Source organism: Nakamurella endophytica, assembly GCF_014646215.1.
Lineage (GTDB): Bacteria > Actinomycetota > Actinomycetes > Mycobacteriales > Nakamurellaceae > Nakamurella > Nakamurella endophytica.
Window position 1 is genome coordinate 454,546 of record NZ_BMNA01000002.1, and the last position, 26,175, is coordinate 480,720.

Genomic DNA, 26,175 nt, shown 5'->3' on the forward strand with positions numbered 1-26,175 from the left:
CCGGCCGGTCGCCCCCCGAGGGCGCGGCGATAATGGACGGATCCAGGGCCGCCGATCCGGCGGTCGCGACGACGGGGAGGACCGTGGTCAGCCAACCGACCACCGGGCGCGACGCGGACCCGGACATGTGGGAGTACCAGCCGCTGCGGATCGACCCGGGCATGTCGCGGGCGGCCGCGGCCACCATGCTCGCCGTCCGTGCGGAGTTCTCGGGATGGGAACTGGCCAGGGTGCTGCGGTTCCGCGACGGCAGCCGCAAGGTGTGGCTGCGCCGGCGGCGCACCAACCCGTGGCTGCCCGACCTGGTGCCCTGACCCGGTCCGGCTCCCGCTGCCGGTCCGGTGCCGTCGGGTCCCGGGCCGGCTCCGGCTGCTCGGCCCGGAACAGTGGTCGGTGCGAGGCCGGTCCGCTGCGCCGGTACCCGGGCACGGCCGCCCTAGGGTGAGTCGGTGGATCTCGGGGACGACCGCGCGACCTCCGGCCGGCTCCGGCGGTGGACCGCCCGGCCGGTGGTGCGGGACTCGCTCGGCGTCGCCCTGGCCACCGGCGCCTACGGCACGTCGTTCGGCGCCGTCGCCCTGGCCGGCGGTCTCGACGTCTGGCAGGCCATGGGCCTGTCCCTGCTGATGTTCTCCGGAGGCAGCCAGTTCGGCCTGGTCGGTGTGATCGCCGGTGGCGGCTCGCCGTGGTCGGGGGTCGCCACCGCCGTGCTGCTCGGCGCCCGCAACGCCTTCTACGGCCTGCGGCTGTCCCGGGTGCTCGAGCTCCGCGGCTGGCGCCGGGCGCTGGCGGCCCAGGTGGTCATCGACGAGTCCAGCGCCATGTCCATGGCGCGCGCCGACCGCAGCGAGGAACGGACCGGCTTCTACGTCACCGGCGTCGGCGTCTACCTGCTGTGGAACCTGGGCACGCTGGTCGGCGCGCTGGGCGCCTCGGCGCTGTCCGACCCGCGGGTCCTCGGGCTGGACGCGGCGGCTCCCGCGGCCTTCGTGGCGCTGCTCGGGCCGCGGCTGCGGGACCGCAGCACCTGGGCGGTCGCCCTGGCCGGTGCGGCGCTGGCCGTGGCGACCACCCCGGTGCTGCCACCCGGCCTACCGGTGCTCGTCGCGGGTCTGTTCGCGCTGGTCGTCGGGTTGTGGCCGCGCCGTGGCGGCGGCGAGGCGACCCGGTGATCTGGATCGCGGTGCTCGTGGCGTCGGCCGGCTGCTACCTGTGCAAGCTGGCCGGCCTGTCGCTGCCGGCGTCCGTGCTGGCCCGGCCGGCGGTGCAGCGCGTCGCCGGGCTGATGCCGGTGGTGCTGCTGGCCGCGCTGGTGGCCGTGCAGACGGTCGGCAGCGGGCAGGCGGTGGTGCTCGACGCCCGCCTCGCGGGTGTCGCCGTGGCGGGTGTCGCCGTCTGGCGCCGGTGGCCTTTCCTGGTGGTGGTGGCGCTCGCGGCGCTCACCACGGCGCTGCTCCGGCTGGTGGTTCCGGGCAGCTGACGGGACGTCGGTCCGGCGGCAGGAACGCTATGCTCGCCGTCCCCACGGACCGATGCCCGGAGGTCGCCCCCGATGACCAGCGCAGACCCGGCAATGAGTGCGGACACCGGGGACCCCGACGACGTCACGTTCCGCACCCGCAAGTGGGTGCGCCCCGAGGACCTCAACCCCAACGGCACGCTGTTCGGCGGCAGCCTGCTCCGGTGGATCGACGAGGAGGCCGCGATCTACGCCATCCTCCAGCTCGGCAACGACCGGGTGGTCACCAAGTACATGTCCGAGATCAACTTCGTCAGCTCCGCCCGGCAGGGCGACATGATCGAGATGGGTCTGCGCGCCACGGCTTTCGGCCGCACCTCGCTGACCATGCGCGCGCGGGTGCGGAACATGATCACGCACCGGAACATCCTGACCATCGACAAGCTGGTGTTCGTCAACGTCGGCGACGACGGCCGTCCGGCACCGCACGGGTACACGGAGATCACCTACCGGCGCGACCGGGTGCCGCCGGGCCGCGGCGACGTGGCACAGCCGGCGGGCCGGCCGTAGAGCGCAGCCGGCGGGCCGGCCTTCCTCAGGAGGTGCGGATCAGCCGGTCCAGCACCCGCACGCCGAACTTCAGCGCGTCCACCGGGACCCGCTCGTCGACGCCGTGGAAGAGCGAGGAGAAGTCCAGGTCGGCGGGCAGCCGCAGCGGCGAGAACCCGTAGCCGGCGATGCCGAGCTGGGAGAACGACTTGTTGTCGGTGCCCCCGGACAGCATGTACGGCAGGGGATATCCGTCGGCGTCCTCGGCGGCCAGCGCGGCCTTCATGGCCTCGACCAGATCACCCTCGAACGGGAACTCGAGCGGTGTCGCGAAGTTCCACTCGATCTCGATGTCGTCGCCGACGATGTCCTGGACCTCCCGCTGGAAGGTCGCCTCGGACCCCGGGAGCACCCGGCAGTCGACGGTGGCCTCGGCGCGGGACGGGATGACGTTCGCCTTGTACCCGGCGCTGAGCATGGTGGGGTTGGCGGTGTTCCGCAGCGTCGCATTCAGGATGCGGGCCACCGGGCCGAGCTTGGCGATGTGCCCCTCCAGGTCCTCCTCGGGGAACTCGAGGCCGGTGAGCTCGGTGACGCCGTTCAACAGCGAGCGGACCGTCCGGGTCATCGTCAAGGGGAACTCGTGGTGTGCCAGCCGCGACACCGCGTCGGCGACCTTGGTGACCGCGTTGTCGTCGTTGGTCATCGACCCGTGGCCGGCGCGGCCGGTGGCCCGCAGCGTGGCCCAGGCGATGCCCTTCTCGGCGGCGGCAACCAGGTAGGCGCGACGCCGGTCGTCCAGCGGGATGGAGAAGCCGCCGACCTCGGAGATCGCTTCGGTCGCCCCGGCGAACAGCTCCGGGTGGTTGTCGACGAGCCACTGCGCGCCGTACTTCCCGCCGGCCTCCTCGTCGCTCATGAACGCGAACACCAGGTCCCGGGGCGGGACGGTGCCGTCGCGCTTGTACTGCCGGGCCACGGCGACCGTCATGGCCACCATGTCCTTCATGTCGACGGCGCCCCGGCCCCAGACGTAGCCGTCCTGGACGGCGCCGGAGAACGGGTGCACCGTCCACTCCGCCGCGTCCGCGGGGACGACGTCGACGTGCCCGTGGATGAGCAGCGCCCCGCGGTTCGGGTCCGCGCCGGCCAGCCGGGCGACGACGTTGCCGCGGCCGGGCACCGACTCAAGGTAGGTGGTCTCGTAGCCGACCTCCTCCAGCTGCTGCTGCAGGTAGCGGGCCGCCTGCGCCTCGCCGTCGCCGATGGTGGCCGGGTCGCCCGTGTTCACCGACTCGAAGCGGATGAGCTCGCTGCAGATCCGCACCACCTCCTGCTCGGCGGCGCTCTCGCCGCCGGTGCCGCCCGTGCCGGCGGCGGCGGTGTCGGCAGCAGTGGCGTCGGCAGCGGTGGCGTCGGGGCCGGTGGCATCCGGATCGGCAGGCATCGGTCCTTCCTACACCGCGGGACGGCCGCCTCACCCACCCAGGTGGCTTCGGGGCAGCCGCGGTCACGGCGCAGCCGGTTGGGTCCGCGCCCCGCGACCGGGTAACATCAACCGGCGCGGTGCACAGCCGCGTACACCGGTCCGGGTGGCGGAATGGCAGACGCGCTAGCTTGAGGTGCTAGTGCCCGCAAGGGCGTGGGGGTTCAAGTCCCCCCTCGGACACCAGCACTGCCGGGCCTGTGGCCTCCGACTCCCAACCTTCGTCATCCGTTTCGGGCGCCCGCTGGAGGGCGTAGGTCGCCGCGCTGTCCCGAGCCGGGCACACCGCGGCGCCGCCGGCCGCAGCCGGCGGCGCGACGGAGAGCCGTGCTCAGCGGCAGTCCGCCCGGAACGCGTGCCGGATGGTCCAGGCTGACGCCTGGTGGCCCAGGCGGTTCCCGTCGGTCATCGCCCTGCGGAAGTGCAGCCCGAGCCAGATCCGCGCGTCGATGGTCTCGCGATCCAGCGCGCGTGCCGAGTCGAAGTGCCGGGTCGTGCCGGTCACCGACGACGCGATGTCCACGTCGATGGAGTGGCGGCCGAACAGGTACGAGAAGGTGTTCGTCGCGGCACCGGTGATGCAGGCGTGGCCGCTGAGGTAGTCCGGGTACGGGGGCGTGTCCACCAACGGTTGCCAGGACGGATCCGCGACGGTGGCCGGATTCCCGTCCGTGGCGGCCAGGGCAATGGCCGTCACGGGCCGCCAGTAATGGAAGTCGTATTTCGCCCGCCAACACGCGATCACCGAATCCGCGGTGGACGTGCTCAACAGGGCCATCGCCCGCGCTCCCTGCACGATGTCCATACCGCGGCGGGTGATCGCACCGGCGAGCGCGGTCCGGTACTGCGCGACGGAATTGGCATTCCAGAACAATGCCGTCTCGGTCTGTTCGGCGCTGCGCAGCGATCCCTGCCTCGCTCCGTACGCCTTGACCTCCGCGAAGTCGCGGGCATAGGCGCGCGAGGTGAGCCGGTCCGGTCCGGGCAGCCGGATCTGTGTCGGCGACCGCAGCACCAGGGGACGCACGAAGCCGAGCCACGGCACCAGCATCGGCGCCAGGGCGGGCGGCGTGGGCCGCCAGACGCCCGGGCCAGGCGTCACGGTGAGGACCCGCTCGGCGTTGCGCCCGTCGCCCTCCCGGGAGGCGATGGTCGCCTCGGCCGCCGCCCGACCGACCCGCATGCCGGCGTCGGTGGCGTGACCCGCCGGCCGACCTGCGACGAAGGCCGCGTAATCGGCCTCCAGAGCCATCGTCGACGCCGGGAAGTAGTGGCGCAGCACCGTGAAGGCAGCAGTGGCCGCGGCGACCTCGGACGAGGCAGCCCGGGCCTGCGGGGCGCGGTAGGTGAACGGCTGGTACCGGCCCTCGACGGTCACCACCGCGTCGTAGACCGCGGTCGAGACGAAGGCCAGGTACAGGCTGGAGGAGGGGATGGGTGTCGCGTTCTCGGCGTAGACGGTCCGCAGCGCGATCGCATTCCACGAGGTGATCACCGACACGCCGGGAGGGTGCGGAGCCGGGTGCGCCGCGGCCGGTGGACTCCCGGCGACCTGGACGGCCAGGCAGGCCGTGGCCACCACCGCAGCCGCCAGGAAACGGCGCGACAAAAGAATCATGGAAAACCTCCGGTACGTCTCGAGAATGTGGTCGACCGTCCCCGGTGGAGATTTCGGTGAGCGTCCTCGCCGGTCCGGCGGGTGTCAACAAGGCACATTTGGTGACTACCCCGCACGCCTTTCTCGTTGTGCGGAAGTAAAGGACCCGCAAAGATCTCCGACCGCCGTGTCCGGGGATCGTTGTCGCCGCGCGCAGGGTCGGCGGGGCGCACAGCCCGCGGACGACGCCCGGTGACCAGGGCCGGGGACAGGCCGTCGCCGGCCGTGCCTCGACCGCGCTGCAGCGGCGTCCGCGCGGCATCCGGCCGCGGGTCCGATGCGGCCGACCTTCCCCGTTCCGGCGACACGAAAAGTCGTCGTTGTACAACTGTTGACAGCTGCCTACAGTTCTGTACTGTTCATCACACGAACACCCGGCCCGGGCAGTCGCCCGCGGCGCTCCTCTCCACCACCGGCCGCCGTCGGCCACCCGGTCCCGCCGGGCAGCCCGGCGGTCGATGCCCCCTGCCCGGACATCGAAAGGTGACGACAATGCGGTTCGGCGCTTCCATCTGGCCTTGGCGCTGGGACACCCCGTACGACAAGGCGATCGCCCGCATCGGGGACGCCGGCTTCCGCGCCACCGAGCTGATCGCCTGGGCCCCGGCAGCGCTCGACGACTACTACACCGCCGACACCATCGCGACGCTGAAGTCCGTGCTGTCGGACCGGGACATGGCGCTGTCCCAGTTCGTCGTCAACAACCGCGGCGTCACCAGCCCCGACGAGTCGGTGCGCCGCGGCGCGATCGACATGTTCAAGAAGGGCGTCGACACCGGCGCGCAGCTCGGCGCGCCGATCATCAACACGGTGACGCACCTGCCGTTCGACCTGGACTACCCGCGGATTACCGACCGGCCGCACGTCCAGACCTTCTCGCTGGCCGTGGATTCCGGTCTGGACTGGACCGGGAACTGGGAGCAGTACGTCGAGTCGCTGCGCGAGTGCGCCGACTACGCGGAGCAGGCCGGCGTCAAGTACAGCATCGAACCGCACCCGTTCCGCTACGGCGCCAACACCGAGGGCCTGCTGCGGATCCTGGACGCGGTCGACTCCCCCGCACTGGGCGTCAATCTCGACCCCAGCCACCTCTACCCGGTGGGCGACCTGCCGCACATCGCGGTGTACCGGCTCGGGTCCCGGGTGCTGCACTGCCACTTCTCCGACAACGACGGTGAGACCAACGTCCACTGGCGCCCGGGCATGGGCAAGATCGACTGGCGGCACCTGTTGCGCGCCCTCAAGGACACCGGCTACCAGGGCGTCCTCTCGCTGGAGTTCGAGGACGTGCCGGGTGTCTCGCGCGGCCACGAGGACGTGCCCGGCGTCTACAAGGGCAACGCCGACGCCACCGGCGAGTTCGAGAACGAGTACAAGGTGGCTCTCGAGTACCTGACCAACCTGGCCCATGAGGTCGGTCTGCCCGTCGAGTGATCCCACGGACGGCATCCCGGCAGCCGTCCCTGTTCGTCCCTTGCTCATCCCCGCTCCCCCCGAAGGCTCCAGCTACCGCGTCAAGGAGGACGTCATGCAGCACCGGAGGAAGACCTCGCTCAGCCTGCTGGGCGGCATCACCATCAGCGCCCTGCTCCTGGCCGCCTGTGGATCGTCGAGCTCAGGCTCGGGTTCCAGCTCGTCCAGCAGCTCGAGCTCGGACAGCAGCTCGAGCTCGGCGAGCAGCTCCAGCGCCTCGAGCTCGGCCGACACAGCCGGGTCGTCGAGTGCGTCGTCGTCCGGATCGAGCGCCAGCTCGGCCGGCTCGTCGAGCGCCACCGGCGGCGGCCAGGGTGGCCCGTACAAGCTGGTGGGCGTCGCGGCCTACACGCAGGACCCGTTCTGGTCCTCGCTGCAGTGCGGCGCCACCAAGCAGGCCGAGGCCATGGGATCCAAGATCACCTGGTACTCGTCGGCGACGGACACGTCGTCGGCCACCCAGCAGGCCAACTACAACGCGGCCATGCTCACCAACCCGGACGCCCTGCTGCTCGCCTCGTGGCAGGTCGGCACCTTCTCCACCCAGGTCAAGGACCTGATGCAGAAGGGCACGCCGGTGATCGGCGTGAACAGCACCATCACGCCCGCCACCGAGCGGGTGCTGTTCGTCAACGGCGAGGACAACAGCGAGTTCGTCAAGTACATCGCGGACGAGCTCAAGGGCCAGTCCGGTTCGATCGCCGTGCTGGGCGGCACGGCGGGTGTCGAGGACGCCGTGCGCCGGTGGAAGCCGGTCATCGACGGCCTGGCCACCACCGCGCCCAACCTCAAGGCGCTGCCCACCCAGTACGACGACTTCGACCGCACCAAGGCGGCCACCGCCGCCTCGGCGATGATCGTCGCGCACCCGGACCTCAAGGCCATCTACGCCATCTCCGGCCCCGAGGGCGAGGGTGCCGGCGCCGCCGTGCAGCAGGCCGGCAAGGCCGGGCAGATCAAGGTCTACTCGTACGGCGCCAACGAGGCGGAGGTCGCCGGTCTCAAGAGCGGCGTCTTCAGCGCGCTGATGGGCCAGCCGGCCTACGGCCTGGGCCAGGAGGGCGTCAAGGCCGCCATCTCCTACCTGCAGTCCGCCAAGAAGGGCGAGCCGGTGCCGAAGCTCGACCCGCAGGTGGTCGACGTCCCGCTCAAGGTGCTGAACAAGGCGAACGTCGACGCCCCGGAGAACGTGGCGTACCTGCAGAAGTCCGGCTGCAGCTGACCGACCGGGACGGTGGGGGCACACTACCCTCGGGTGTCCCCCACCGTCCCCCGGCGGGTTCCGGCGCGCACAGGTCGTCCCGAGTCGCGTCGGCACGGCCGGAAAGGATTCCGCGGTGACCGAGCGAACGGCGAGAGGCCCGTACCAGAACGGTATCCGGCGCCGTCGCGAGATCATCGAGACGGCGTCCCGGATCTTCGCCACCTACGGCTACATGGGCGGGTCGCTGCGCCAGATCGCCGCCGAGGTGGGGGTCACGCCCGCGGCGCTGACCCGGCACTTCGACAGCAAGGAAGGGCTGCTCGCCGCCGTGCTGGACAACTGGGACGCCGAGGTGGACGCCATGGGCTCCACCGGCTCCCGGGGGCTGAAGTACTTCACCCACCTGACCGACACCATCGTGCACAACCGGGCCAACCGCGGCCTCATCGAGCTGTTCCTGACGCTGAGCGCCGAATCGTCCAACGCGCACCACCCGGCCCGGGAGTTCATCCGCACCCGGTACGGCCGGGTCGTCCGGCAGGCCGCGGACCGGCTGCGCGAGGCCCGTGACGCGTCGGAGGTCCGCTGGATGGACGACGACGAGATCGAGCAGCAGGTCCGGGCCCTGTACGCCTTCATGGACGGCGTGCAGCTGCAGTGGCTGATCGACCCCGACGTGGACAGCGTCGCGGTCTTCTCCCGCACCCTGGCCATGATCTTCAAGGACTGGACCGGTCACGACGAGGTGCCGGTCGGGTCGGCGGTGGGCGTCGCGCACGCCTGACCGGCCAATAGTTGTCATGCATTGACTTTTACGACACGCCGACCCTACGATCGGTTCCCGGTCGCCACCGGCCGACCGGTGACGGCCCGAGGCTTCCGTCCGTGACCGATCCGGCGGCCGGCGGCGGGACCCGGTCCCAGCGGTCGATCGCACTGCGACCACCACTCGACGAGGAGACGCCCATGACCGAGGGCACCGAGAACGCAGCGGCCACCACCCCGTCCCCGCCCGCGGCGGCCGCCACCGCCGGTGCGGCCGCGGACGGGCACTTCGAGACGGCCATCGCCGGGCGGCACATCGCCAAGCGGTTCGGCCACGTGCAGGCCCTCACCGACGCGAACGTGACCGTGCGGGCCGGCGAGGTGGTCGCGCTGTTCGGCGACAACGGCGCCGGGAAGTCGACGTTCCTCAAGACGCTCATCGGCATGATCAAGCCGGACGCCGGCGAGTTCGTCGTCGCGGACCGGCCTGTCTCGTTCTCCTCCATCCGCGACGCCCAGGACGCCGGCGTGGAGTGCGTGCACCAGGACCTGGCGCTGGCGCCGGACCTGTCCGTGGTGGACAACATGTTCCTGGGCAACGAGATGCGGCACCGCGGCGTGCTCGGCCGGCTGGGCGTGGTCAACCGGCGGGAGATGACCGAGCGGGCGGACGCCGCGCTGCGCGAACTGTCGATCAAACTGCCGTCGTTGAAGGTGGACATCAGCGCGCTGTCCGGCGGGCAGAAGCAGGCGCTCGCCGTCGCCAGGGCCGTCATGTGGGGGCACACCGCGGTGCTGATGGACGAGCCCACGGCCGCTCTCGGGGCGCGGCAGAGCGCCATCGTCTGCGACCTCATGCGCACCGTGGCCGAGCGCGGCCTGGGCGTGCTGGTCGTCTCGCACGACCTGCCCCGGGTCCTCAAGGTCGCGGACCGGGTCACCATCCTGTGGCGCGGCGTGACGGCGCTCGAGGCGCCGGCGGCCGACCTCACCGTGCCGGACGTCGTGGCCACCATGGTGGGCTACGGAAGGGACAACGCCGCATGAGCACCGTCATGTCCGGGCGCTCGCGTCGCGCCAAGGCACCGGACGACCTCGACCCGGACATCCGGGCCGTCGCTCCGCAGTCGCCGCTGCGGCGGCTGTTCCGCGAGACCGGCACCTGGATCCTGGTCCTGGACGTCTTCCTGGTCCTGCTGTTCGGTGCGCTCTCGGACAACTTCGTCTTCTGGAGCCAGACCAACGTCCAGGCCCTGATGATCAACGGCACCGAGGCGCTGCTGTTGGCGCTCGGCCTGGCGATGCTGCTCGGTGCCGGCGCGTTCGACCTGTCCGTCGGGTCCAACCTGGTCCTGTCGTCGGTGCTCGGCGCGCTGACCATCAAGGGCATCGCCGGACCGCCCGACGCCGACGGCAACTACCATAACCTTGGCGTGGCCATCCTTCTCGGTGCGGTGGTCTGCATCGGCACCGGCGTGGTCTACGGCATCGTCAACGGCATCCTGATCGCCTACTTCGACATCAACTCCTTGATCGCCACCCTCGGCACCATGGGCATCGGCACCGGCGCCGCGCTGGTGATCACCCAGGGCGGCGACGTGACCTCCGTGCCGTCGCAGCTGCAGTCCGAGTTCGGGCTGGCGTCGCTGTGGGGCTTCCTGCCCTACCCGGCGCTGGTCGCCATCGTCGCGGCCGTCGTGCTGTGGTGGTTGCTGCGCTACACCCGCTACGGGATCCGCACCCTGGCACTGGGTTCCGAACGGACGTCCGCCGAGCGCGCCGGCATCCGCGTCAAGCGGCACCTGGTGTCCCTGGCCGCCATCGCCGGCGGCCTGGCGGGACTGGCCGGCTTCGTGGACATCTCGCGCTACGGGTCCACCGCTGTGGCCGGCCACGTGCAGGACCCGCTCGTCGCCATCACCGCCGTGGTGATCGGCGGCACCCTCATCGAGGGCGGCAAGGTCAGCATCGTCGGCGTCATCTGGGGCACGGTGCTCGCCATCGTGCTGCAGACGGGGCTGATCATCCTGGGCTTCCAGTCCTTCTACCAACTGATCGCGATCGGAGTCGTGTTGATCGTCGCTGTGGGTCTCGACCGCTACCGCGTCCGCCGGCGGGGTGACCGATGACCGCCACCGGACCGGCTACCGGGTCCGCCACCCCCTCCGCCACCACCGGCCAGCGGCTGGTCATCGGCACCTACACCGAGCGGCTGCCGCACGTGGACGGCAAGGCGCCGGGCATCCTGGAGACCGACTACCAGGAGGGCGGTCTCGGGGAACTCGCCACGACCGCGCAGGTGCGCAACCCGTCCTGGGTCGCGGTGACCGGGGACGGCCGGTTCCTGTACTCCGTCGTGGAGACCACGGAGTTCGAGGGTCGACCGGGCGGCGGCGTCGCCGCCTTCGCCCGGGACCCGCGGACCGGTGCGCTGACGCCGATCGGCACCGCGCCGTCCGGCGGCACCGAGCCGGCCCACCTCGCGCTGGATCCCGACGAGCGGTTCGTGCTGGTCGCCAACTACCGCACCGGCTCCGTGGCGGTGTTCGCCCGGCAGCCCGACGGCGGGCTCGGCGAGCGGGTGGAGCACGTGCAGCACGAGGGGTCGAGCACCCACCCCGTCCGGCAGACCGGCCCGCACGCGCACCAGGTCCTGTTCGACCCGGTCACCGGCCTGGTGTGGGTGCCCGACCTGGGGCTGGACGCCGTGCTGTGCTACCGGCTGGAGGCCGACGGGCGGCTCACCGAGCGGCCGGAGCTGCGGATCGGCACGGTGCCCGGCGCCGGACCCCGGCACCTGGCGTTCCACCCGGACGGCCGACACCTGTTCCTGCTCAACGAGTTGGACAACACGCTGGTCGTGCTCCGCCGGTCCGGGGACGGCTTCGAGCAGGTGCAGGTCGCCTCGACGCTGCCCGAGGACTGGTCCGGCCACAACCAGACGAGCGCGGTCCGCGCGTCGACGTCCGGTCGCTGGGTGTGGGCGGCGAACCGCGGCCACGACAGCATCGCCATGTTCGCCGTGGACCCGGAGAGCTCCCGGGTGGAGCTGCGGCACGTCGAGCCGACCCGCGGCAGCGAGCCGCGCGACTTCATCGAGACGCCCGACGGGCACCTGCTGGTGGCCAACCAGGACAGCGACGCGGTGGTGACCCTGGCGGTCGACGAGGACGGCGGCCGGCTGTCCCTCGTCGGGACGCACGCCGTGCCGACCCCCGTCTGCCTGGTGCTGTGCTGACCGCGCCGCGGTCGCGGCGGCGCGGTACACCGTGATCCCGGCGGCCCACCGCGGGACGCTGGCAGCGGTGCTCGACGTCCTGGTGCCGGCCGACGGGTACCCGTCCGCGGTGGACGCCGGTGCGCTGCCCTGGTTCGACCGGCTCGCCACCGGGCCGCACGCGGCCCTGTGGGCGGACGTGCTGGGGCCGGGGCTGGCTGCGCTGCAGGCCGAGGGCCGTCCGGTGGACGCCACCCTGGTCGGCGAGCTGGAGACCGCGGACCACCGGGCCGGGTGGCCGGTGCCACCGGCCCGTCTGGTCTCGACGCTGGTCGGGCTGGCGGCACAGGCGTACTACGGGCAGCGGGACAGTCCCGCGTGGGACGAGATCGGCTACCGCGCCGCGCCCGACCGCGCGCCGGGCGCGCCGGTGCGGTTCCCGTGGCTCCCGCAGGCCGGGCTGGACGAGGTCGAGGACCGCTACGACGTCGTGGTCGTCGGCGCCGGCGCGGGGGGCGGGGTGGCCGCCCGGGTGCTCTCCGACGCCGGCGCCCGGGTGCTGGTGGTCGAGCGCGGCCGGTTGCTCGGCCCCGACGAGGTCGGCCGGGACCACCTGGCCAACCACCGGTTGCCGGTCTACGGACACAACACGGGTGCGTCCAGGGGCAACCCGCGGGTGGTGGCCGGCCCGGACGGCGCGGACGTCACCGTGCCGGACGAGCACGACCCGCGGTGGAGCAACAACGCCCAGACCGTGGGCGGCGGCACCCGGGTCTACCAGGGCATGGCGTGGCGGTTCCACCCGGACGACTTCCGGATGGCGTCCCTGCACGGGGTGCCCGAGGACAGCTCGCTGGCCGACTGGCCACTGACCTACGACGATCTCGAGCCGTTCTACCGCCGGGCCGAGTGGGAGTTCGGCGTCTGCGGCGACGGCGCGGCCCACGCCCGGCAGGGGCCGCGCAGCGCTCCCTATCCCCTGCCGCCGTTCCCGGACAACCCGGAGGCCGTGGCGTTGCGAGCCGGTGCCGCCGCGCTCGGCCTGACCACCGGGCCGGTGCCGCTGCTGATCAACTCGGTGCCCCGAGCCGGCCGGGCGGCCTGCGTGCGGTGCGGCGAGTGCGTCGGCTTCGCCTGCCCGTCCGACGCCAAGAACGGCAGCCACAACACCGTGCTGCCGCTGGCTCTGGCCACCGGCCGCTGCACCCTGCTGTCCGGTGCCCGGGTCGAGCAGGTCGAGGTCGACGGCACGGGCGCGGCGAGCGGGGTCCGCGTCGTCGACGTCCGCACCGGGCGGCGCCGGCGGGTCGCCGCGCGGACCGTCGTGCTGGCCGCCGGTGCGGTGGAGACGGCGCGGCTGCTGCTCGCGAGCCGGACCGCCGACCATCCCGGTGGCCTGGGCAACCGGCACGACCAGGTTGGCCGGCACCTGCAGGGTCACGTCTACGCCGGCGCCTACGGCTACTTCCCGGACCCGGTCCAGGACTCCGCGGGTCCCGGCGTCAGCATCGCCACGCTGGACTACGTGCAGGACCGCGACGGCACCGCCGTCAGCGGCGGCGTCCTGGCCAACGAGGTGGTGAAACTGCCCGTGCTGTACTGGCTCTGGGGTGCCGCCGGGCCGGACGCGCCCCGCTGGGGTGCGCTCGGCAAGGCCGCGGTGCGCGACCGGTACCGCCGCACCGGCCACGTCTGGGGCCCGGTGCAGGAGGTGCCGTCCCCCCGGTCGCGGGTGACCCTGGCCGCCGGGGTCCGGGACGCGCACGGTGCCGCGGTGGCGCGGCTGTCCGGCGGCGTGCATCCGGAGACGCTGCGGGCCGCGGAACTGCACCGCGACCGGGCGGCCCGGTGGCTGTCCGCCAGCGGCGCCGACGCGGTATGGAGCCCGCCGCCGCCCGCCGGGCTGTCCGCCGGGCAGCACCAGGCCGGCACCGCCCGCATGGGCACCGACCCCGGCACGTCCGTCACCGACCCCCACGGCCGGGTGCACGGCCACCCGGGTCTGTGGGTCATGGACGCCTCGCTGCACGTGACCAACGGCGGCGTGAACCCCGTGCTGACGGTGCTCGCGCTGGCCTATCGCAACAGCGCCGCACTGGCGCGGCAGGGATGGTGAGCAGGGTGGCCTCGATGCGGGACTGCGTGGTGTCGGTGGACATCGGTTCCGGTGGTGTGCGGGCCCGGGCGCACGACCGGGCCCTGCGGACCGTGGCGGAGGCCGGCCTGGAGGTCGCCACCCGGGTCGGCGCGGACGGCGCCTCCACCCAGGATCTGACCGAGGTGGTCGCCGCCGTCGACGCCGCGGTGCGCCGGGTCGCCGCGGCGCCCGGGGTGCGCGTCCGCGCGCTGGCCGCGTCCGGCACCGCGAGCAGCCTGGTGCTGCCGGCCCGGTCCGGCACCGGGCCGGCCCCGGAGGAACGGGCCGGCACCGACGGCACCGACGGCACCGACGCCGGGGACGGCGGGGCGGGCGGTTCTGACGGTGGCGGCACCGTCGTGCTCTGGTCGGACACCCGGGCGCACCGGGCGGGGCTGCAGCTGACCCCCGAGCTCGTCGACGCCTACCGGCGCACCGTCTGCCCCCCGGACGCCAGCTACTGGCCGGCGAAGATCCGGTGGGCCCGGGACGCCGGCCTGCCGCGGGCGGCCGCCCTGCTCGGCGTCAAGGACGAGGTGTTCCGGCGCTGGACCGGCCGGTGCTGGACGGACCCCATGACGGCCGCCGCCACCGGCCTGTTCGACAGCGAGAGGTGGGAGTGGGACGCCGCGCTCACCGACCGGCTGCAGGTCGACGCCGAGATGCTGCCCGCGGTCCGCGCCGCGACCGACCAGGCCCCGCTGGGCGCGGGCGCCGCCGACCGGCTCGGCCTGCCGGGCGGGCTGCCGGTGGTGCTCGGCGGGATGGACGGGCCGCTGACCCAGATCGGCGCCGCCGGATTCGAGTCCGGCATCGCCAGCTGCACGATCGGCACCAGCATCGCCTACCGCGCCGGGCTCGGGCACCGGGCGGTCGACCCGTCCCGCCGGGTGTGGTGTTACCCGGTCACCCCGGACCGGTGGGTGGCCGGCGGCGCCGGCAGCAACGGCGGCAACGTCCTCACCTGGTTGCAGGGCACCTGGGCCGCCGGCAGCTCGCTGGCCGGCACGCTCGCCGCCGGTTTCTCGGTACCGGCCGATCCGGAGCTGGTCTTCGTGCCGTACCTGCACGGCGAGCGGGCCCCGGTGTGGCGGTCCGACCTCCGGGCGGCACTGGTGGGTCTGGCGGCCCACCACGGCCCGGCCGACGTGGCCAGGGCCACGCTCACCGGGGTGGCCGCCGCGGCCGTCGAGCTCGCCGACGCGGTCACCGCCGTCGCCGGCCCGGCCGGCGAGGTGCGGCTGTCCGGCGGGTTCGTGCAGGAACCGCGGTGGGTGCAACTGCTGACCGACGCCGTCGGCCGGCGCACCGCGCTGCCCGACCCGGCCACCGCGACCTCGACCGGGCTGGCCCTGCTGGCCTGGGCGGCCGTCGAGGACATCCCGCCGGACCAGGTGTTCCAGCCGACCACCGGCGAGTCGTGGGAGCCGGATCCGCGGGCCCACGCCGCCCTGCGGGCGACCGCCGCCCGGGTCGCCGGTTTCCGCGAGCTGCTCTGGCCGTCCTGACCGACCCGGCCGGTTCCGGCCGGCCGACCCTGCGGCCGGTTCCTGCCGGCTGCCCCCCGCCTGTCGGTTCCTGCCGAGCCTGCCGATCGGTCAGGCCCGCTGCTCGGCGACGGAGTTGCCGCCGTCGACCACCACCGTCTGCCCGGTCAGGTAGCCGGCGCCGGGCGACGCCAGGAACACGATCACGGCGGCGACCTCGTCGGCGGTCCCGCTGCGGCCGAGCGGGGTGTGCCGGCCCTGGCGCGCCTCGTCGGCCGTCTGGGACCCGGTGGCGATCCAGCCCGGGGCCACCGCGTTGACGGTCACACCCCGGGGACCCAGGTCGACCGCCAGCGCCCTGGCCAGGCCGGTGAGGCCGGCCTTGGCGGCCGCGTACACCGGGTCGTCGCGCATGGCCATCACCGGTCCGGTCACGCTGGACACCAGGACGATCCGGCCACCGGGCGCGGTCAGCAGCGGCAGCACCGCACGGGTGACCAGGTAGGCGGTGTCCAGGTTCCGGGCCAGCCCGGCCCGCCACACCGCCGGCGTGACCTCGGACAGCGGCCCGTCCTCCGGTTCCGGCGACGCCGCGGACACCATCCCGGCGTTGTTCACCAGCACGTCCACCCGGCCCCAGCGGTCCCGGGCGGCCGCCGCGACCCGGTCGGCGCCGTCCGGGCCGGTCAGGTCCGCGACCACCGCGCCGACGTCGTGCCCGGCGGTGGCGAGCTCCGCCGCCCGGTCGTGGATGCGGCCGGTGGTCCCGGTGACGAGCACCGCCGCGCCGAGCCGAGACAGCAGGCGGGCGGTCGCCAGGCCGATACCGGACGGGCTCCCGGCCCCGGTCACCACGGCCACCCGGCCGGACAGGTCGAACGGTGCCGGGACCGTGCCCACCGCCGCGCCGTCCGCCACCGCACCATCGTGCCGGTCGGCCCCCCGCGTACCGTCGGCGACCGGCCGGGGCGCAGGGACGGATGCCTGCCGGCGTGCGGGGTACCGCCCTCCCGGCGGGACGGCACGGAGGCCCGGGACGGGCACGGACGGACGGGCGGCACGGGTGGACCACGACGGTGACGGCTGGGTGCGGTGCTCGCTGGGGCACCGTCACTGGGGCCGGTTCGGCGCCGCCGGGCTGCTCGTCCATCGGGACGGGTCGGTGCTGCTGCAGCACCGCTCCGACGCCGTCGCGCATCCCGGGACCTGGAGCGTGCCGGGCGGGGCCCGGGACAGCCACGAGAGCCCCGAGCAGGCCGCGCTCCGCGAGGCGGGCGAGGAGGCCGGCATCCGCCCGGCGGACGTGCGGCCGGTGGGCAGCCACGTCGACGACCACGGCGGCTGGTCCTACGTCACGGTCGTGGCGTCCTGGCTGCGGCCGCTCCGCCTGCGGCCGAACTGGGAGGGCGCCGAGCTGCGCTGGCTGCCGATCGACGAGGTGACCGCGCTGCCGCTGCACCCGCACTTCGCCGAATCCTGGACGGAGGTCCGGGCGATCACCCGGCACGCCTGACTTCGGCGCCCGGCACCGGACCCGGGAGCCGCACCCGGGTGCCGGTGACGGGATCGGGCGCAGGGCCCGACGGGGTCTGCGCCGCAGGCACCCGTCGTCGGTGTCCGGAGTCCGTCGAGGGGAACAGCACCGGTCATGACCGACGCTCGCCCGCCCGAGGTCCCGGTGACCCGGGACACCATCCGACTCCCCCAGTCACCCGAGGACCTGTCCGCGTTCGTCGAGCAGGGCACCGACGGATCCCGGCCGCTGGCCGGCAGCCACGGCGGCAGCTTCGTCACCGTGCTGGTGGCGTTCGGCGCCAACCTCCTGGTCGCGCTGGCCAAGTCGGTCGCGGCGGCGATCACGGCGTCCGCCTCGATGCTCGCCGAGGCCGCGCACTCCTGGGCGGACACCGGCAACGAGGTGTTCCTGGTGATCGCCGAGCGGCGATCGGCCCGCCGCCCGGACGCCACCCACCCCAGCGGTTACGGGCGGGAGGCCTACGTCTGGTCGCTGTTCGCGGCCCTCGGTCTGTTCGTCGCCGGTGCGGCGGTGTCGGTCACCCACGGCATCACCGAGCTGCGCAATCCGGAACCGGCGCAGGACTTCCTCGTCGGGTACATCGTGCTGGCGCTGTCGTTCGTGCTCGAGGGGACGTCGTTCCTGCAGTCGGTGCGGCAGGCCCGCAAGGAGGCCGCGGCGCTGGACCGTGACCTGCTCGACCACGTGCTGGCCACGTCCGACCCGACGCTGCGGGCGGTGTTCGCCGAGGACTCGGCGGCGCTCGTCGGCCTGCTCATCGCCGCCGGCGCCCTGGCCGCGCACGAGATCACCGGGTCGAGCGTGCCGGACGCCATCGGCTCGATCCTGGTCGGATTGGTACTGGGCGTGGTGGCCGTCGTGCTGATCAACCGCAACCGGCGGTTCCTGGTCGGTCAGGAGGCCGACGAGCGCGTGCGGGCGGCGACCGTGGCCGCGCTGCTGCGGCTGCCGGAGGTGGACCGGGTGACCTTCCTGCGGCTCGAGGTGGTCGGCCCCCGGATGCTCAACCTGGTGGCCGATGTCGACCTCCGCGGCGACGACGTCGAGCATCGCACCGCCGTCCGGCTGCGCGCGCTCGAGGCTCGGCTGACCCGCTCGCCCGCCATCGTCTCGGCCACCCTGTCCCTCGCGTCCCCGGACGAGCCGGCGCTCGTGGTCTGACGGGCGGATCCGGGGGGCGGGGCCGGCTGGCCGGTGCGATCTGACCGGTCCCCGACCGGCGCCCTGACCGGTCCGGCGCCGGCCGTCACAGCACGCTGTCCCGGGGACGGGGTGGAGTGCCCTGCCCCGGGGACGGGGCGCACCACCCTGCCCCCGGGGACGCCGACGGCCGGCGACGCGTGCGTCGCCGACCGTCGGACCCCCGACCCGGTGGGTCAGCCGCTCACCCGCACCGAGCGGCACCCCAGCGAGGTGCCGGCGGACTGCGCGTTGTTGGGCAGCGCCACCGTGCAGACGCGGTGCACGCCGGGCGTCGCCGCGAAGCTCACCGCGAACCCGTGGGTGCCCCGCACGCGCAGGATCCGGTTGACGGTGGCGTTCGCCCGGTTGGTCACCGGCGCGGCGACCAGCCGGCCGCCGTCGGTGATCCGCAGCCGGACCAGGCTGCTGCTGGCGATCGGGTCGACGGTCCAGCCGCCCACCGACACCTTGCGGGCGGCGCCGACGACGCTCGCCGACCCGCGTCCCTGCGGCTTGGCCACCGTCACCGTGACGCATCCGAGCTGGGTGCTGCGGCTGCGGGAGTGCAGGCGCATGCCGATGATGCACACCCGGTGGGCACCCGGCGCGGCCGCCGTCGTCGCCTGGAAGCCGTGTGCTCCAGGCAGTCCGGCGTTGCGGTTGACGTCGGGGCGGGCCTTGTTGGCCGCCACCCGGCCGCGGTTCCGGCCGTCGACCACCAGCTGCACCGTGCTGGACGTCCGCGGCGCGTACAGGTCCGCCGTCCAGCCCTTGACGGTGATCGACTGGGTGCCGGTGCGGACCACGTCCAGGTGGCCGACGACCTTGCGGACCGGCGGCGCCGCGGCCACCGGCGGAGCGGAGTCCGCGGCGGTGGCGCCATTGAAGTGCCAGTAGCCCATCGCAGTGTTCCACCAGTACGCGCTGCGGGCGTACTGGTACTTGATCAACTCGCCGGTCTGCGGCGCGCCGATCAGGGTCACGTCGCGTCCCGAACCGCTGACGTAGATCGCCGCGTGGAACGCCGGGGCGGAGTTGTTGTTGCCGAACAGGGCGACGTCGCCGGGCACCGGGTGCGACGTCCTGGTGAAGTGACCGGACAGCCGGACGCTGGAATCGCCGCTGCCGCCGCCGATGTCGACGCCGAACGCGGCGTAGTAGAGCTCGCGGACCAGGCCGGAGCAGTCCACCCGGCTGCCGAGCGGCGCGGGCCGGGCGCCGTGACCGCCTGCGTACAGGTACGGGATGCCTGCAGCCACCTGCTGCTTGGCCAGCTGCACCACCCGGGTCAACCGGCCGCCGACCGCGGCGGCCGCCGGCGCCACCGCGGCGGGCACGGCGGCCTGCACGGCGACGGGCACGGCAGCGGGCACGGCGGCGGGCACTGCCTGCGGCGCGACGACCGGGACGGCCTGCGGGACGGCCGCGGCCGGGGCGGCCGCACCTGCCGTGGCCAGCTGGCCGGACACCAGGAGCGTCGAGGCAAGAACCGCCGCGACGAACGCTGTCCGTCGCAGGGTGGATGTGGACGTTCGGTGACTGGCCGTGGCCGCCTCCTCGCCGATGGGGTTGGACGACACCCGGTCGATGTGAAACCGTTGTGGTGCCGGCCGGGACCGTATACCGGCTCGTTATAAGAAGTAAACCCTTCCGTTATTGAACGATCATGGTCCTGCGACGTCCTGGATCGCCGAATCGAGTGCCGGCCGCGAAAAGCCACGACGGGTCGTCGCAGGCCAGCGGCACTTGTGCGAACATGTGTTCGTGTCCGGTTCCGCCTCCATCCTCCACGCGGATCTCGACTCGTTCTTCGCCTCGGTCGAGCAGCGGGACGACCCGGCCCTGCGGGACCGGCCCGTCGCGGTGGGTGGCGGAGTGGTGCTTGCGGCGAGTTACCAGGCGAGGGCGTACGGGGTACGCACGGCGATGTCCGGACGGCTGGCCCGGGCCCTGTGCCCCGGGCTGGTCGTCGTGCCGCCGCGCATGGCGGCCTACTCGGCGGCGAGCCGCGACGTGTTCCGGGTGTTCGACGAGACCAGCCCGGTGGTGGAGGCGCTGTCGATCGACGAAGCCTTCCTGGACGTGTCCGGGCTGAGACGCGCGGCGGGCGACCCGGTCTCGATCGGCGTCCGGCTGCGGCGACGGGTTCGCGAGGAGGTCGGGCTGCCGATCACCGTGGGCGTCGCCGCCAGCAAGTTCCTGGCCAAGGTCGCCAGCCGGCAGGCCAAGCCCGACGGCCTGCTGCTGGTGCCCGCCGGTGCGGAGCGCCAGTTCCTGCACCCGCTGCCGGTCGAGGCGCTCTGGGGTGTGGGCAAGGTCACCACGGCGAGGCTGGCCGAGTTCGGCATCCGCACCGTCGCCCAGCTGGCCGCGGCCGGCGAGCCGACGGTGGTCAGCCTGCTCGGCCCGGCCGCCGGGCACCATCTGTGCGCCCTCGCCGATGGCCGGGATCCCCGGCGGGTGCGGCCGGGGCGGCGGCGCAGCTCGGTCGGTGCCCAGCGCGCCCTCGGTCGCGGCCGGCACCAGCCGGCGGACGTCGACGCGGCACTGATCGGCCTGGTCGAGCGGGTGACCCGGCGCCTGCGAGACGCCGGCCGGCAGGGCCGCACCGTCACCGTCCGGATGCGCTTCGACGACTGGACGCGCGCCACCCGGTCGCGGAGCCTGCGCTCCCCCACCGCGCTGACCGCCCCGGTGCTGCGCGAGGCCCGGCGGCTGCTGGCCGAGGCGGCGCCGCTGGTCGCCGACCGGGGCGGGCTGACCCTCATCGGCGTCGGGGTCAGCGGCCTGGACACCGACGGCGCCGCCACCGGCCAGCCCGAGCTGCCGTTCGACGCGGTCCCGCCGCAGGCGCTGGACGGCGCCCTGGACGCGGTGCGCGAGCGGTTCGGCCGCGCGGCGCTCACCCGGGCCGTGCTGCTCGGCCGGGATCCCGGACTCGCCATGCCGCTGCTACCCGACTGACGCGGCGACCGCTAGCGTCGGCGGGATGGCAGCCACGACCGGCAGGACCCCGGCGATCGAGCTGCCGGTCGGCGACCGCACGGTCCGGGTGAGCAATCCGGACCGGGTGTACTTCCCCGAGCGCGGGGAGACCAAGCTCGACCTGGTCCGGTACTACCTGTCGGTCGGCCCGGGCATCGTCACCGCGCTGCGCGAGCGGCCGTGCATGCTGCACCGCTTCCCGGAGGGGGTGAGCGGCGAGAAGGTCCACCAGAAGCGGCTTCCCGCCGGCGCACCGGACTGGGTGCAGACGGTCCGGGTGTTCTTCCCCCGCTACCGGCGGACGGCGGACGAGCTGTGCGTCACCGAACTGGCGAGCGTCGTCTGGGCGGTGCAGATGTCGACCGTGGAGTTCCACCCCTGGAACTCCCGGCGCGCGGACACCGAGCGTCCCGACGAGTGGCGCATCGACCTGGACCCGATGCCGGACTGCGACTGGAGCCGGGTCCAGCGGGTCGCGCACGTGGTGCACGAGGTGCTCGACGAGCTCGGGGCGACCGGGTTCCCGAAGACCTCCGGTGGTCGCGGGTTGCACGTCTACGTCCGCATCGAGCCGCGGTGGGGTTTCCAGGAGGTGCGCCGGGCCGCCCTGGCGTTCGCCCGCGAGGTGGAGCGGCGGGCGCCGGACGAGGTCACCACCACCTGGTGGCGCAAGGACCGGGACCCGGCCAAGCTGTTCGTCGACTACAACCAGAACACCCGCGACCACACCATCGCCGCCGCGTACTCGGTGCGCGGCAACCCGCGCGGCACCGTCTCGACGCCCGTGCGGTGGGACGAGGTCGACGACGTCCACCCGGACGACTTCACCATCGCCACGGTGCCGGCGCGGTTCGCGGCCCTGGGCGACCTGCACGCCGGCATCGACGAGGCCGTGTTCCGGATCGACCCCCTGCTGCAGTGGGCGGACCGGGACGAGCGCGAGGGCGTGCCCGACCCCGGCGAGGCGGTCGACCTGCAGTAGCCGCGCCCGGGGGCCGTCCCCGGACGACACGCGATCCGGCCCTCGCCTGGCGGCCCGGCCGGCCCCCGGCCGCCATACTCTGCGCCATGCACTTCACGGCCACCGTCGAGCCCAGCGGTCGCAGCGCCACCGGCATCCCGGTCCCCGAGGAGGTCGTCACCGCGCTCGGTGGTGGCCGGCGGCCCGCGGTCGCGGTGACCATCGGCCCGCACCGCTTCCAACTGACCCTGGGGTCCATGGGCGGGCGCGTGATGATCCCGCTCTCGGCCGAGAACCGTTCCGCTGCAGGCGTCGCGGCCGGTGACGAGGTCACCGTCCAGCTCGAGCTGGACGCGGCACCACGCGAGGTGCAGGTGCCGGAAGCGCTGGCCGCGGCGCTGACTGCGGACCCGGAGGCGGACCGCTTCTTCCGCACCGTGTCCCCCAGCCAGCGCCGCTGGTTCGCCGACCAGGTGACCGGCGCCAAGACCGAGGCGACCCGCGACCGCCGCATCGAGAAGCTCGTCGCTCAACTGCGCGAGGGTCGGGCGCGCTGAGGTGACCGGGTGAGCGTGCGACCTCCGGCGGACGGCGACCGGAACGGCGACCTGCAGCCCGGGACGCCCCGGTGGCGGCCGCCCAGCATCCTGCTGACCGTGGGCGCCGCCGGCGGAGCCGGCGCACTGGTCGCCGGCGTCCTCGAGCGCGCGTGGTCGCTCGCCGTGCCGGGTGCGGTGCTCGTCCTGCTCGCCGTGGTGATCTGGCTGTCCGCCGTGTACCGGACCCGGTGACCACCCGGCCCACCGCGGCGGCAGGCGAGGGGCGCACCCTACGGAACCAGCACGTGGACCACCCCTGCGGTGACCCCTGCCGTTCCGCGCACGTGCCGCCCAGGCCTACCAGCGCGGGTGGATCGCCGCCCGCAACTTCTCGTCGTAGACCCGGCGGGCCACGTCCTCGAAGGCGGCTCCCGGGGCACCCCGACGACCGGCCGCGGCATTGCGCCGCGCCTGGTCGGCGTTGCGCGCCCCGGGGATGACGGTGCTCACCCCCGGCTGGTCGATGATCCAGGCCAGTGCCGCCTCCGGCAGCGTCCAGCCCTCGGGCACCGCGGGGCGGAGCTCGTCCACCGCGGCCAGGCCGGTCTCGTAGTCGACGCCGGAGAAGGTCTCGCCCACGTCGAAGGCCTCCCCGGAGCGGTTGAAGGCGCGGTGGTCGTTCTCGGCGAACTCGGTCGTCCGGGTGTACCGGCCGGACAGCAGGCCGCTGGCCAGCGGCACCCGGGCGATGATCCCGACGCCGGCCTCCGCGGCCGCCGGCAGCACCCGGTCCAACGGCTTGCGGCGGAACAGGTTCAGGATGATCTGCACGGTCGCCACGTGCGGCCGGGCGATCGCGGCCAGCGCCTGGTCCGCCGTCTCGACCGACACGCCGTAGGCGGCCAGCGCACCCTCCTCCACCAGCCGGTCGAGCACGTCGAAGACCCGGTCGTCGTGGAAGACGGCCTCCGGGGGGCAGTGCAGCTGCACCAGGTCCAGGCGGTCCATCCGCAGGTTGCGGCGCGACCGGTCGACCCAGGCGCGGATGTTGTCCTCGGTGTAGGTCTCCGCGGCGAACGGGTCGGCCCGGCGGCCGATCTTGGTGGCGACCAGGACGTCGGTGTTCCCGGCCTCCCGGAAGGTCTCGATCAGCTGCTCGCTGCGTCCGTCGCCGTAGACGTCGGCGGTGTCGAAGAACGTCACCCCGGAGTCGGCGGCGGCCTCGAGCACGGCGAGCGCGTCGGACTCGGAGACCTCGCCCCAGTCGGCGCCGAGCTGCCAGCAACCGAGCCCGACAACGGACACGGACCGGCCGAGACGGGGAACGGGACGGGTGGGAAGGGTGTCGCTCACCAAGGACCCTCTCGATCGCGGCCCGCACGGCCGCTACGCGGACGTCCGGACCGGCCTGCTCTGTCACCGGGTCCGCTGACCCCGGTCGCCAGGGACGGGTCGGCCGGCGGCGAGCTACCCGACGTCCCTCATCAGCCAGGGCGTCCACGCTGACGCCGGCCGATCTCTGAACGCCGTCGCACCTCGCGTGCACCGGCCGTACCCGTCCCGCCGGGGTTGTTCCCCGCCGTCCGCGCGCCCACACCCGACGGCACACCCTCTTTCGCGCCGCTAGGCACCCCGTGCCACACTCAGCAGGCGCACAGCGCGCTCCCGGGTCGCCGGCGTCCCACCGGCGCCCCTCCTGCGTGGACCGGAGGACGACATGTCTGGTCATCGAGCTCGCGGCCGCCGCCTGCTCACCGTGGTCGCCGTGGCGGCGGCAGGCCTGCTCACCGCAGTGCCCGCCGATGCCGGACCGCCCGTGGGAGCCGCCGCGTCGCCCGCCGCGTCCCCGGCTGCGGCCCCGCCGGTGCATGCGGCTGCGGCGTACGCGCCACCGAAGATCGGCCACGTCTGGACGATCATCCTGGAGAACAAGTCGTACGAGTCGACGTTCACCGGGCTGAACCAGAACGACTACCTGTGGAAGACGCTGCCCAGCTACGGCCTGCTGCTGCGGCAGTACTACGGCACCGGTCACTACAGCCTGGACAACTACATCTCGCTCATCGCCGGCCAGTCGCCGGCGCCGGACCTGCAGGACGACTGCCCGCAGTTCAAGGACGTCCAACCCGGGTTCCCCGCCCCCGACGGGCAGGTCTACGCCCGCACCGGCTGCGTCTACCCCGCGTCGGTGAAGACCCTGTTCAACCAGCTCGACCAGGTCCACAAGAGCTGGAAGGTCTACGCCCAGAGCATGGGCGACATCCCGTACCGCGAAGAGGTCTACAACTGCGGCATCCCGGGTGACCCCGCCGGCAACGGCGTCGTCGACCCGGGCAGTGCCGACCCCAAGGACCAGTACGTCGTCAAGCACAACCCGGCGGCGTTCTTCCACTCGGTGCTCGACAACCCCGCCGACTGCGCCAACGTGGTGCCGCTGGACGGGTTCGGCGCGCGCTACCACCGGCGTGCGATCCCGGGCCTGGCCAAGGATCTGCAGTCCATCCGGACCACCCCGACGTTCTCCTGGATCACGCCGAACAACTGCAACAACGCCCACGACGCCACCTGCAAGGGCGACAACCTCTCCGGCGACCCGAACAACCACCAGGGCGGCCTCTACGCCGCGGACCTGTTCCTGAAGAAGTGGATCCCGATCATCATGGCGTCGCCGGCCTTCCAGGCGGACGGCATGATCCAGATCGTCTTCGACGAAGCCTTCCCGCCCTACAAGATGTACGGCAACTCGATCGCCGACTACACCGGCAACTCCGATCCCACGCTGAACGTGCCGACCGACACCGCGCAGTCGGTGGTCGCCTGCTGCAACGAGCTGCCCGGTCCCAACACCACGCAGCCGGGGCACCAGGCGTTCGGCCAGGACACCACCCCGGGCGGCGGCATCACCGGCGCCGTGTTCATCTCCCGGTTCATCACCCCGGGCTCCGTCAGCGACCAGCCGTACAACCACTACAGCTGGCTGCGGTCGATGGAGGACCTCTTCGGCGTGACCAGCGGCGGCACGGACGGCCGCGGGCACCTGGGGTACGCCGGCATGGACGGCCTGCGGCCGTTCGGCCCGGACGTCTACAACAACGCCGCCGGCCGCGCACTGCGGCCGTCGCCCAGCGGCAGCTCGGTGTACCCGGCGACCGCCACCCCGGGTGAGGCGGTGACGCCGGTCGTGCGTCGCGCGGCCGTCCCGGTGCTGGGCCACTGACCGCGCCCGCGCCGGGCACCCGGTCGGTGGACGGTCCGCCCGCGCCGGTCGGGGCCGCCGGCCGACCCCGGCTCTCGGCGGCAGGGGCGATCGCGGCCGCGGCGGCCGTCGCGGTCGTGCTGGCGGTCGCCGGATGCACCGGCGCCGTGTCACCGCCTTCCGGCGCCGTGTCCCCGCCGTCCGACCCCGCGTCGACGCTGTCCGGCGCCGTGTCGACGACCGGGTCGGCGTCGGCGCCGACCGGCGGCAGTGCTCCGGCACCCGCCGGCGGCGCGGGCTCGTCGGTCCCCGCCGGCTCCCCGGCGGGGCCGGCGACATCG

Annotated in this window: 25 protein-coding genes and 1 tRNA gene; 20 read left to right on the forward strand and 6 right to left on the reverse strand. The window is 73.7% G+C overall.

Going from position 1 to position 26,175, the window contains the following annotated elements; all coding sequences use genetic code 11:
- Positions 1-125 precede the first annotated feature (125 nt).
- The 4 genes from IEY37_RS05600 (at position 126) to IEY37_RS05615 (ending at position 2,029) form a co-directional block, all read left to right on the forward strand.
- Positions 126-314, forward strand: coding sequence for a DUF5703 family protein (locus IEY37_RS05600; protein WP_188940845.1), 189 nt, complete (start codon positions 126-128; stop codon positions 312-314).
- A gap of 135 nt (positions 315-449) precedes the next feature.
- Positions 450-1,172, forward strand: a complete 723-nt coding sequence (locus IEY37_RS05605; protein WP_229673949.1) for an AzlC family ABC transporter permease — start codon at positions 450-452, stop codon at positions 1,170-1,172.
- Complete coding sequence (locus IEY37_RS05610; protein WP_188940514.1) at positions 1,169-1,480, forward strand: AzlD domain-containing protein; 312 nt, start codon at positions 1,169-1,171, stop codon at positions 1,478-1,480. Before IEY37_RS05605 ends, IEY37_RS05610 begins: the two co-directional genes overlap by 4 nt.
- A 72-nt stretch (positions 1,481-1,552) precedes the next feature.
- Complete coding sequence (locus tag IEY37_RS05615; protein WP_229673951.1) at positions 1,553-2,029, forward strand: acyl-CoA thioesterase; 477 nt, start codon at positions 1,553-1,555, stop codon at positions 2,027-2,029.
- Between the two features lie 25 nt (positions 2,030-2,054).
- Here IEY37_RS05615 and IEY37_RS05620 read toward each other — a convergent pair whose 3' ends face one another.
- Positions 2,055-3,455, reverse strand: coding sequence for a M20/M25/M40 family metallo-hydrolase (locus IEY37_RS05620; protein ID WP_188940515.1), 1,401 nt, complete (start codon positions 3,453-3,455; stop codon positions 2,055-2,057).
- Between the two features lie 139 nt (positions 3,456-3,594).
- Between IEY37_RS05620 and IEY37_RS05625 the strand changes: the two genes are divergently transcribed.
- Positions 3,595-3,680: transfer RNA gene (locus tag IEY37_RS05625), tRNA-Leu, on the forward strand.
- A gap of 145 nt (positions 3,681-3,825) precedes the next feature.
- Here IEY37_RS05625 and IEY37_RS05630 read toward each other — a convergent pair.
- On the reverse strand, positions 3,826-5,112 hold the full coding sequence (locus IEY37_RS05630) for a vanadium-dependent haloperoxidase (protein WP_188940516.1): 1,287 nt from the start codon (positions 5,110-5,112) through the stop codon (positions 3,826-3,828).
- Positions 5,113-5,643: 531 nt separating this feature from the next.
- On the opposite strand from IEY37_RS05630, the gene IEY37_RS05635 reads away from it, so the two are divergent.
- Entirely contained in the window at positions 5,644-6,585 is a 942-nt protein-coding gene (locus IEY37_RS05635; protein ID WP_188940517.1) for a sugar phosphate isomerase/epimerase family protein, read from the forward strand.
- 72 nt (positions 6,586-6,657) lie between these two features.
- On the opposite strand, the gene IEY37_RS05640 is transcribed toward IEY37_RS05635, so the two are convergent.
- Positions 6,658-6,924 carry a hypothetical protein gene (locus IEY37_RS05640; protein WP_188940518.1) on the reverse strand — a complete coding sequence of 89 codons (267 nt, stop codon included), beginning with the start codon at positions 6,922-6,924 and terminating at the stop codon, positions 6,658-6,660.
- 31 nt (positions 6,925-6,955) lie between these two features.
- On the opposite strand from IEY37_RS05640, the gene IEY37_RS05645 reads away from it, so the two are divergent.
- From IEY37_RS05645 to IEY37_RS05675, 7 genes are all read left to right on the forward strand, one after another.
- Entirely contained in the window at positions 6,956-7,846 is an 891-nt protein-coding gene (locus IEY37_RS05645; RefSeq protein WP_188940519.1) for a sugar ABC transporter substrate-binding protein, read from the forward strand.
- A gap of 115 nt (positions 7,847-7,961) precedes the next feature.
- Complete coding sequence (locus tag IEY37_RS05650; RefSeq protein ID WP_188940520.1) at positions 7,962-8,612, forward strand: TetR/AcrR family transcriptional regulator; 651 nt, start codon at positions 7,962-7,964, stop codon at positions 8,610-8,612.
- Positions 8,613-8,794: 182 nt separating this feature from the next.
- Positions 8,795-9,640, forward strand: a complete 846-nt coding sequence (locus tag IEY37_RS05655) for an ATP-binding cassette domain-containing protein (protein ID WP_188940521.1) — start codon at positions 8,795-8,797, stop codon at positions 9,638-9,640.
- Positions 9,637-10,722 carry an ABC transporter permease gene (locus IEY37_RS05660; RefSeq protein ID WP_188940522.1) on the forward strand — a complete coding sequence of 362 codons (1,086 nt, stop codon included), beginning with the start codon at positions 9,637-9,639 and terminating at the stop codon, positions 10,720-10,722. Before IEY37_RS05655 ends, IEY37_RS05660 begins: the two co-directional genes overlap by 4 nt.
- On the forward strand, positions 10,719-11,831 hold the full coding sequence (locus tag IEY37_RS05665) for a lactonase family protein (protein ID WP_188940523.1): 1,113 nt from the start codon (positions 10,719-10,721) through the stop codon (positions 11,829-11,831). Before IEY37_RS05660 ends, IEY37_RS05665 begins: the two co-directional genes overlap by 4 nt.
- A 67-nt stretch (positions 11,832-11,898) precedes the next feature.
- A complete protein-coding gene (locus IEY37_RS05670; protein WP_229673953.1) occupies positions 11,899-13,926 on the forward strand; it encodes a GMC oxidoreductase in 2,028 nt (675 codons plus the stop codon).
- A gap of 14 nt (positions 13,927-13,940) precedes the next feature.
- A complete protein-coding gene (locus IEY37_RS05675) occupies positions 13,941-15,455 on the forward strand; it encodes an FGGY-family carbohydrate kinase (RefSeq protein ID WP_229674066.1) in 1,515 nt (504 codons plus the stop codon).
- 90 nt (positions 15,456-15,545) lie between these two features.
- Here IEY37_RS05675 and IEY37_RS05680 read toward each other — a convergent pair whose 3' ends face one another.
- Positions 15,546-16,352, reverse strand: a complete 807-nt coding sequence (locus IEY37_RS05680) for an SDR family NAD(P)-dependent oxidoreductase (RefSeq protein WP_188940526.1) — start codon at positions 16,350-16,352, stop codon at positions 15,546-15,548.
- 145 nt (positions 16,353-16,497) lie between these two features.
- Between IEY37_RS05680 and IEY37_RS05685 the strand changes: the two genes are divergently transcribed.
- Complete coding sequence (locus tag IEY37_RS05685) at positions 16,498-16,947, forward strand: NUDIX domain-containing protein (protein WP_188940527.1); 450 nt, start codon at positions 16,498-16,500, stop codon at positions 16,945-16,947.
- A 135-nt stretch (positions 16,948-17,082) separates the two neighbouring features.
- Positions 17,083-18,132: a cation diffusion facilitator family transporter gene (locus IEY37_RS05690; protein WP_188940528.1), complete on the forward strand. Its 1,050-nt coding sequence runs from the start codon at positions 17,083-17,085 to the stop codon at positions 18,130-18,132.
- 215 nt (positions 18,133-18,347) lie between these two features.
- On the opposite strand, the gene IEY37_RS05695 is transcribed toward IEY37_RS05690, so the two are convergent.
- Positions 18,348-19,733: an NlpC/P60 family protein gene (locus tag IEY37_RS05695; RefSeq protein ID WP_188940529.1), complete on the reverse strand. Its 1,386-nt coding sequence runs from the start codon at positions 19,731-19,733 to the stop codon at positions 18,348-18,350.
- A gap of 178 nt (positions 19,734-19,911) precedes the next feature.
- On the opposite strand from IEY37_RS05695, the gene dinB reads away from it, so the two are divergent.
- The 4 genes from dinB (at position 19,912) to IEY37_RS05715 (ending at position 22,890) form a co-directional block, all read left to right on the forward strand.
- Positions 19,912-21,117 (forward strand): DNA polymerase IV, encoded by a 1,206-nt coding sequence (dinB, locus tag IEY37_RS05700; protein ID WP_373298256.1) that lies wholly within the window; start codon positions 19,912-19,914, stop codon positions 21,115-21,117.
- Positions 21,118-21,142: 25 nt separating this feature from the next.
- Positions 21,143-22,120 (forward strand): non-homologous end-joining DNA ligase, encoded by a 978-nt coding sequence (ligD, locus tag IEY37_RS05705; RefSeq protein ID WP_188940531.1) that lies wholly within the window; start codon positions 21,143-21,145, stop codon positions 22,118-22,120.
- A gap of 86 nt (positions 22,121-22,206) precedes the next feature.
- On the forward strand, positions 22,207-22,656 hold the full coding sequence (locus IEY37_RS05710) for a YdeI/OmpD-associated family protein (RefSeq protein ID WP_188940532.1): 450 nt from the start codon (positions 22,207-22,209) through the stop codon (positions 22,654-22,656).
- Between the two features lie 9 nt (positions 22,657-22,665).
- On the forward strand, positions 22,666-22,890 hold the full coding sequence (locus IEY37_RS05715) for a hypothetical protein (protein ID WP_188940533.1): 225 nt from the start codon (positions 22,666-22,668) through the stop codon (positions 22,888-22,890).
- A gap of 105 nt (positions 22,891-22,995) precedes the next feature.
- Here IEY37_RS05715 and IEY37_RS05720 read toward each other — a convergent pair whose 3' ends face one another.
- Positions 22,996-23,991, reverse strand: coding sequence for an aldo/keto reductase (locus IEY37_RS05720; RefSeq protein WP_188940534.1), 996 nt, complete (start codon positions 23,989-23,991; stop codon positions 22,996-22,998).
- Between the two features lie 364 nt (positions 23,992-24,355).
- On the opposite strand from IEY37_RS05720, the gene IEY37_RS05725 reads away from it, so the two are divergent.
- Positions 24,356-25,855 carry an alkaline phosphatase family protein gene (locus IEY37_RS05725; protein ID WP_188940535.1) on the forward strand — a complete coding sequence of 500 codons (1,500 nt, stop codon included), beginning with the start codon at positions 24,356-24,358 and terminating at the stop codon, positions 25,853-25,855.
- Positions 25,856-26,175 lie beyond the last annotated feature (320 nt).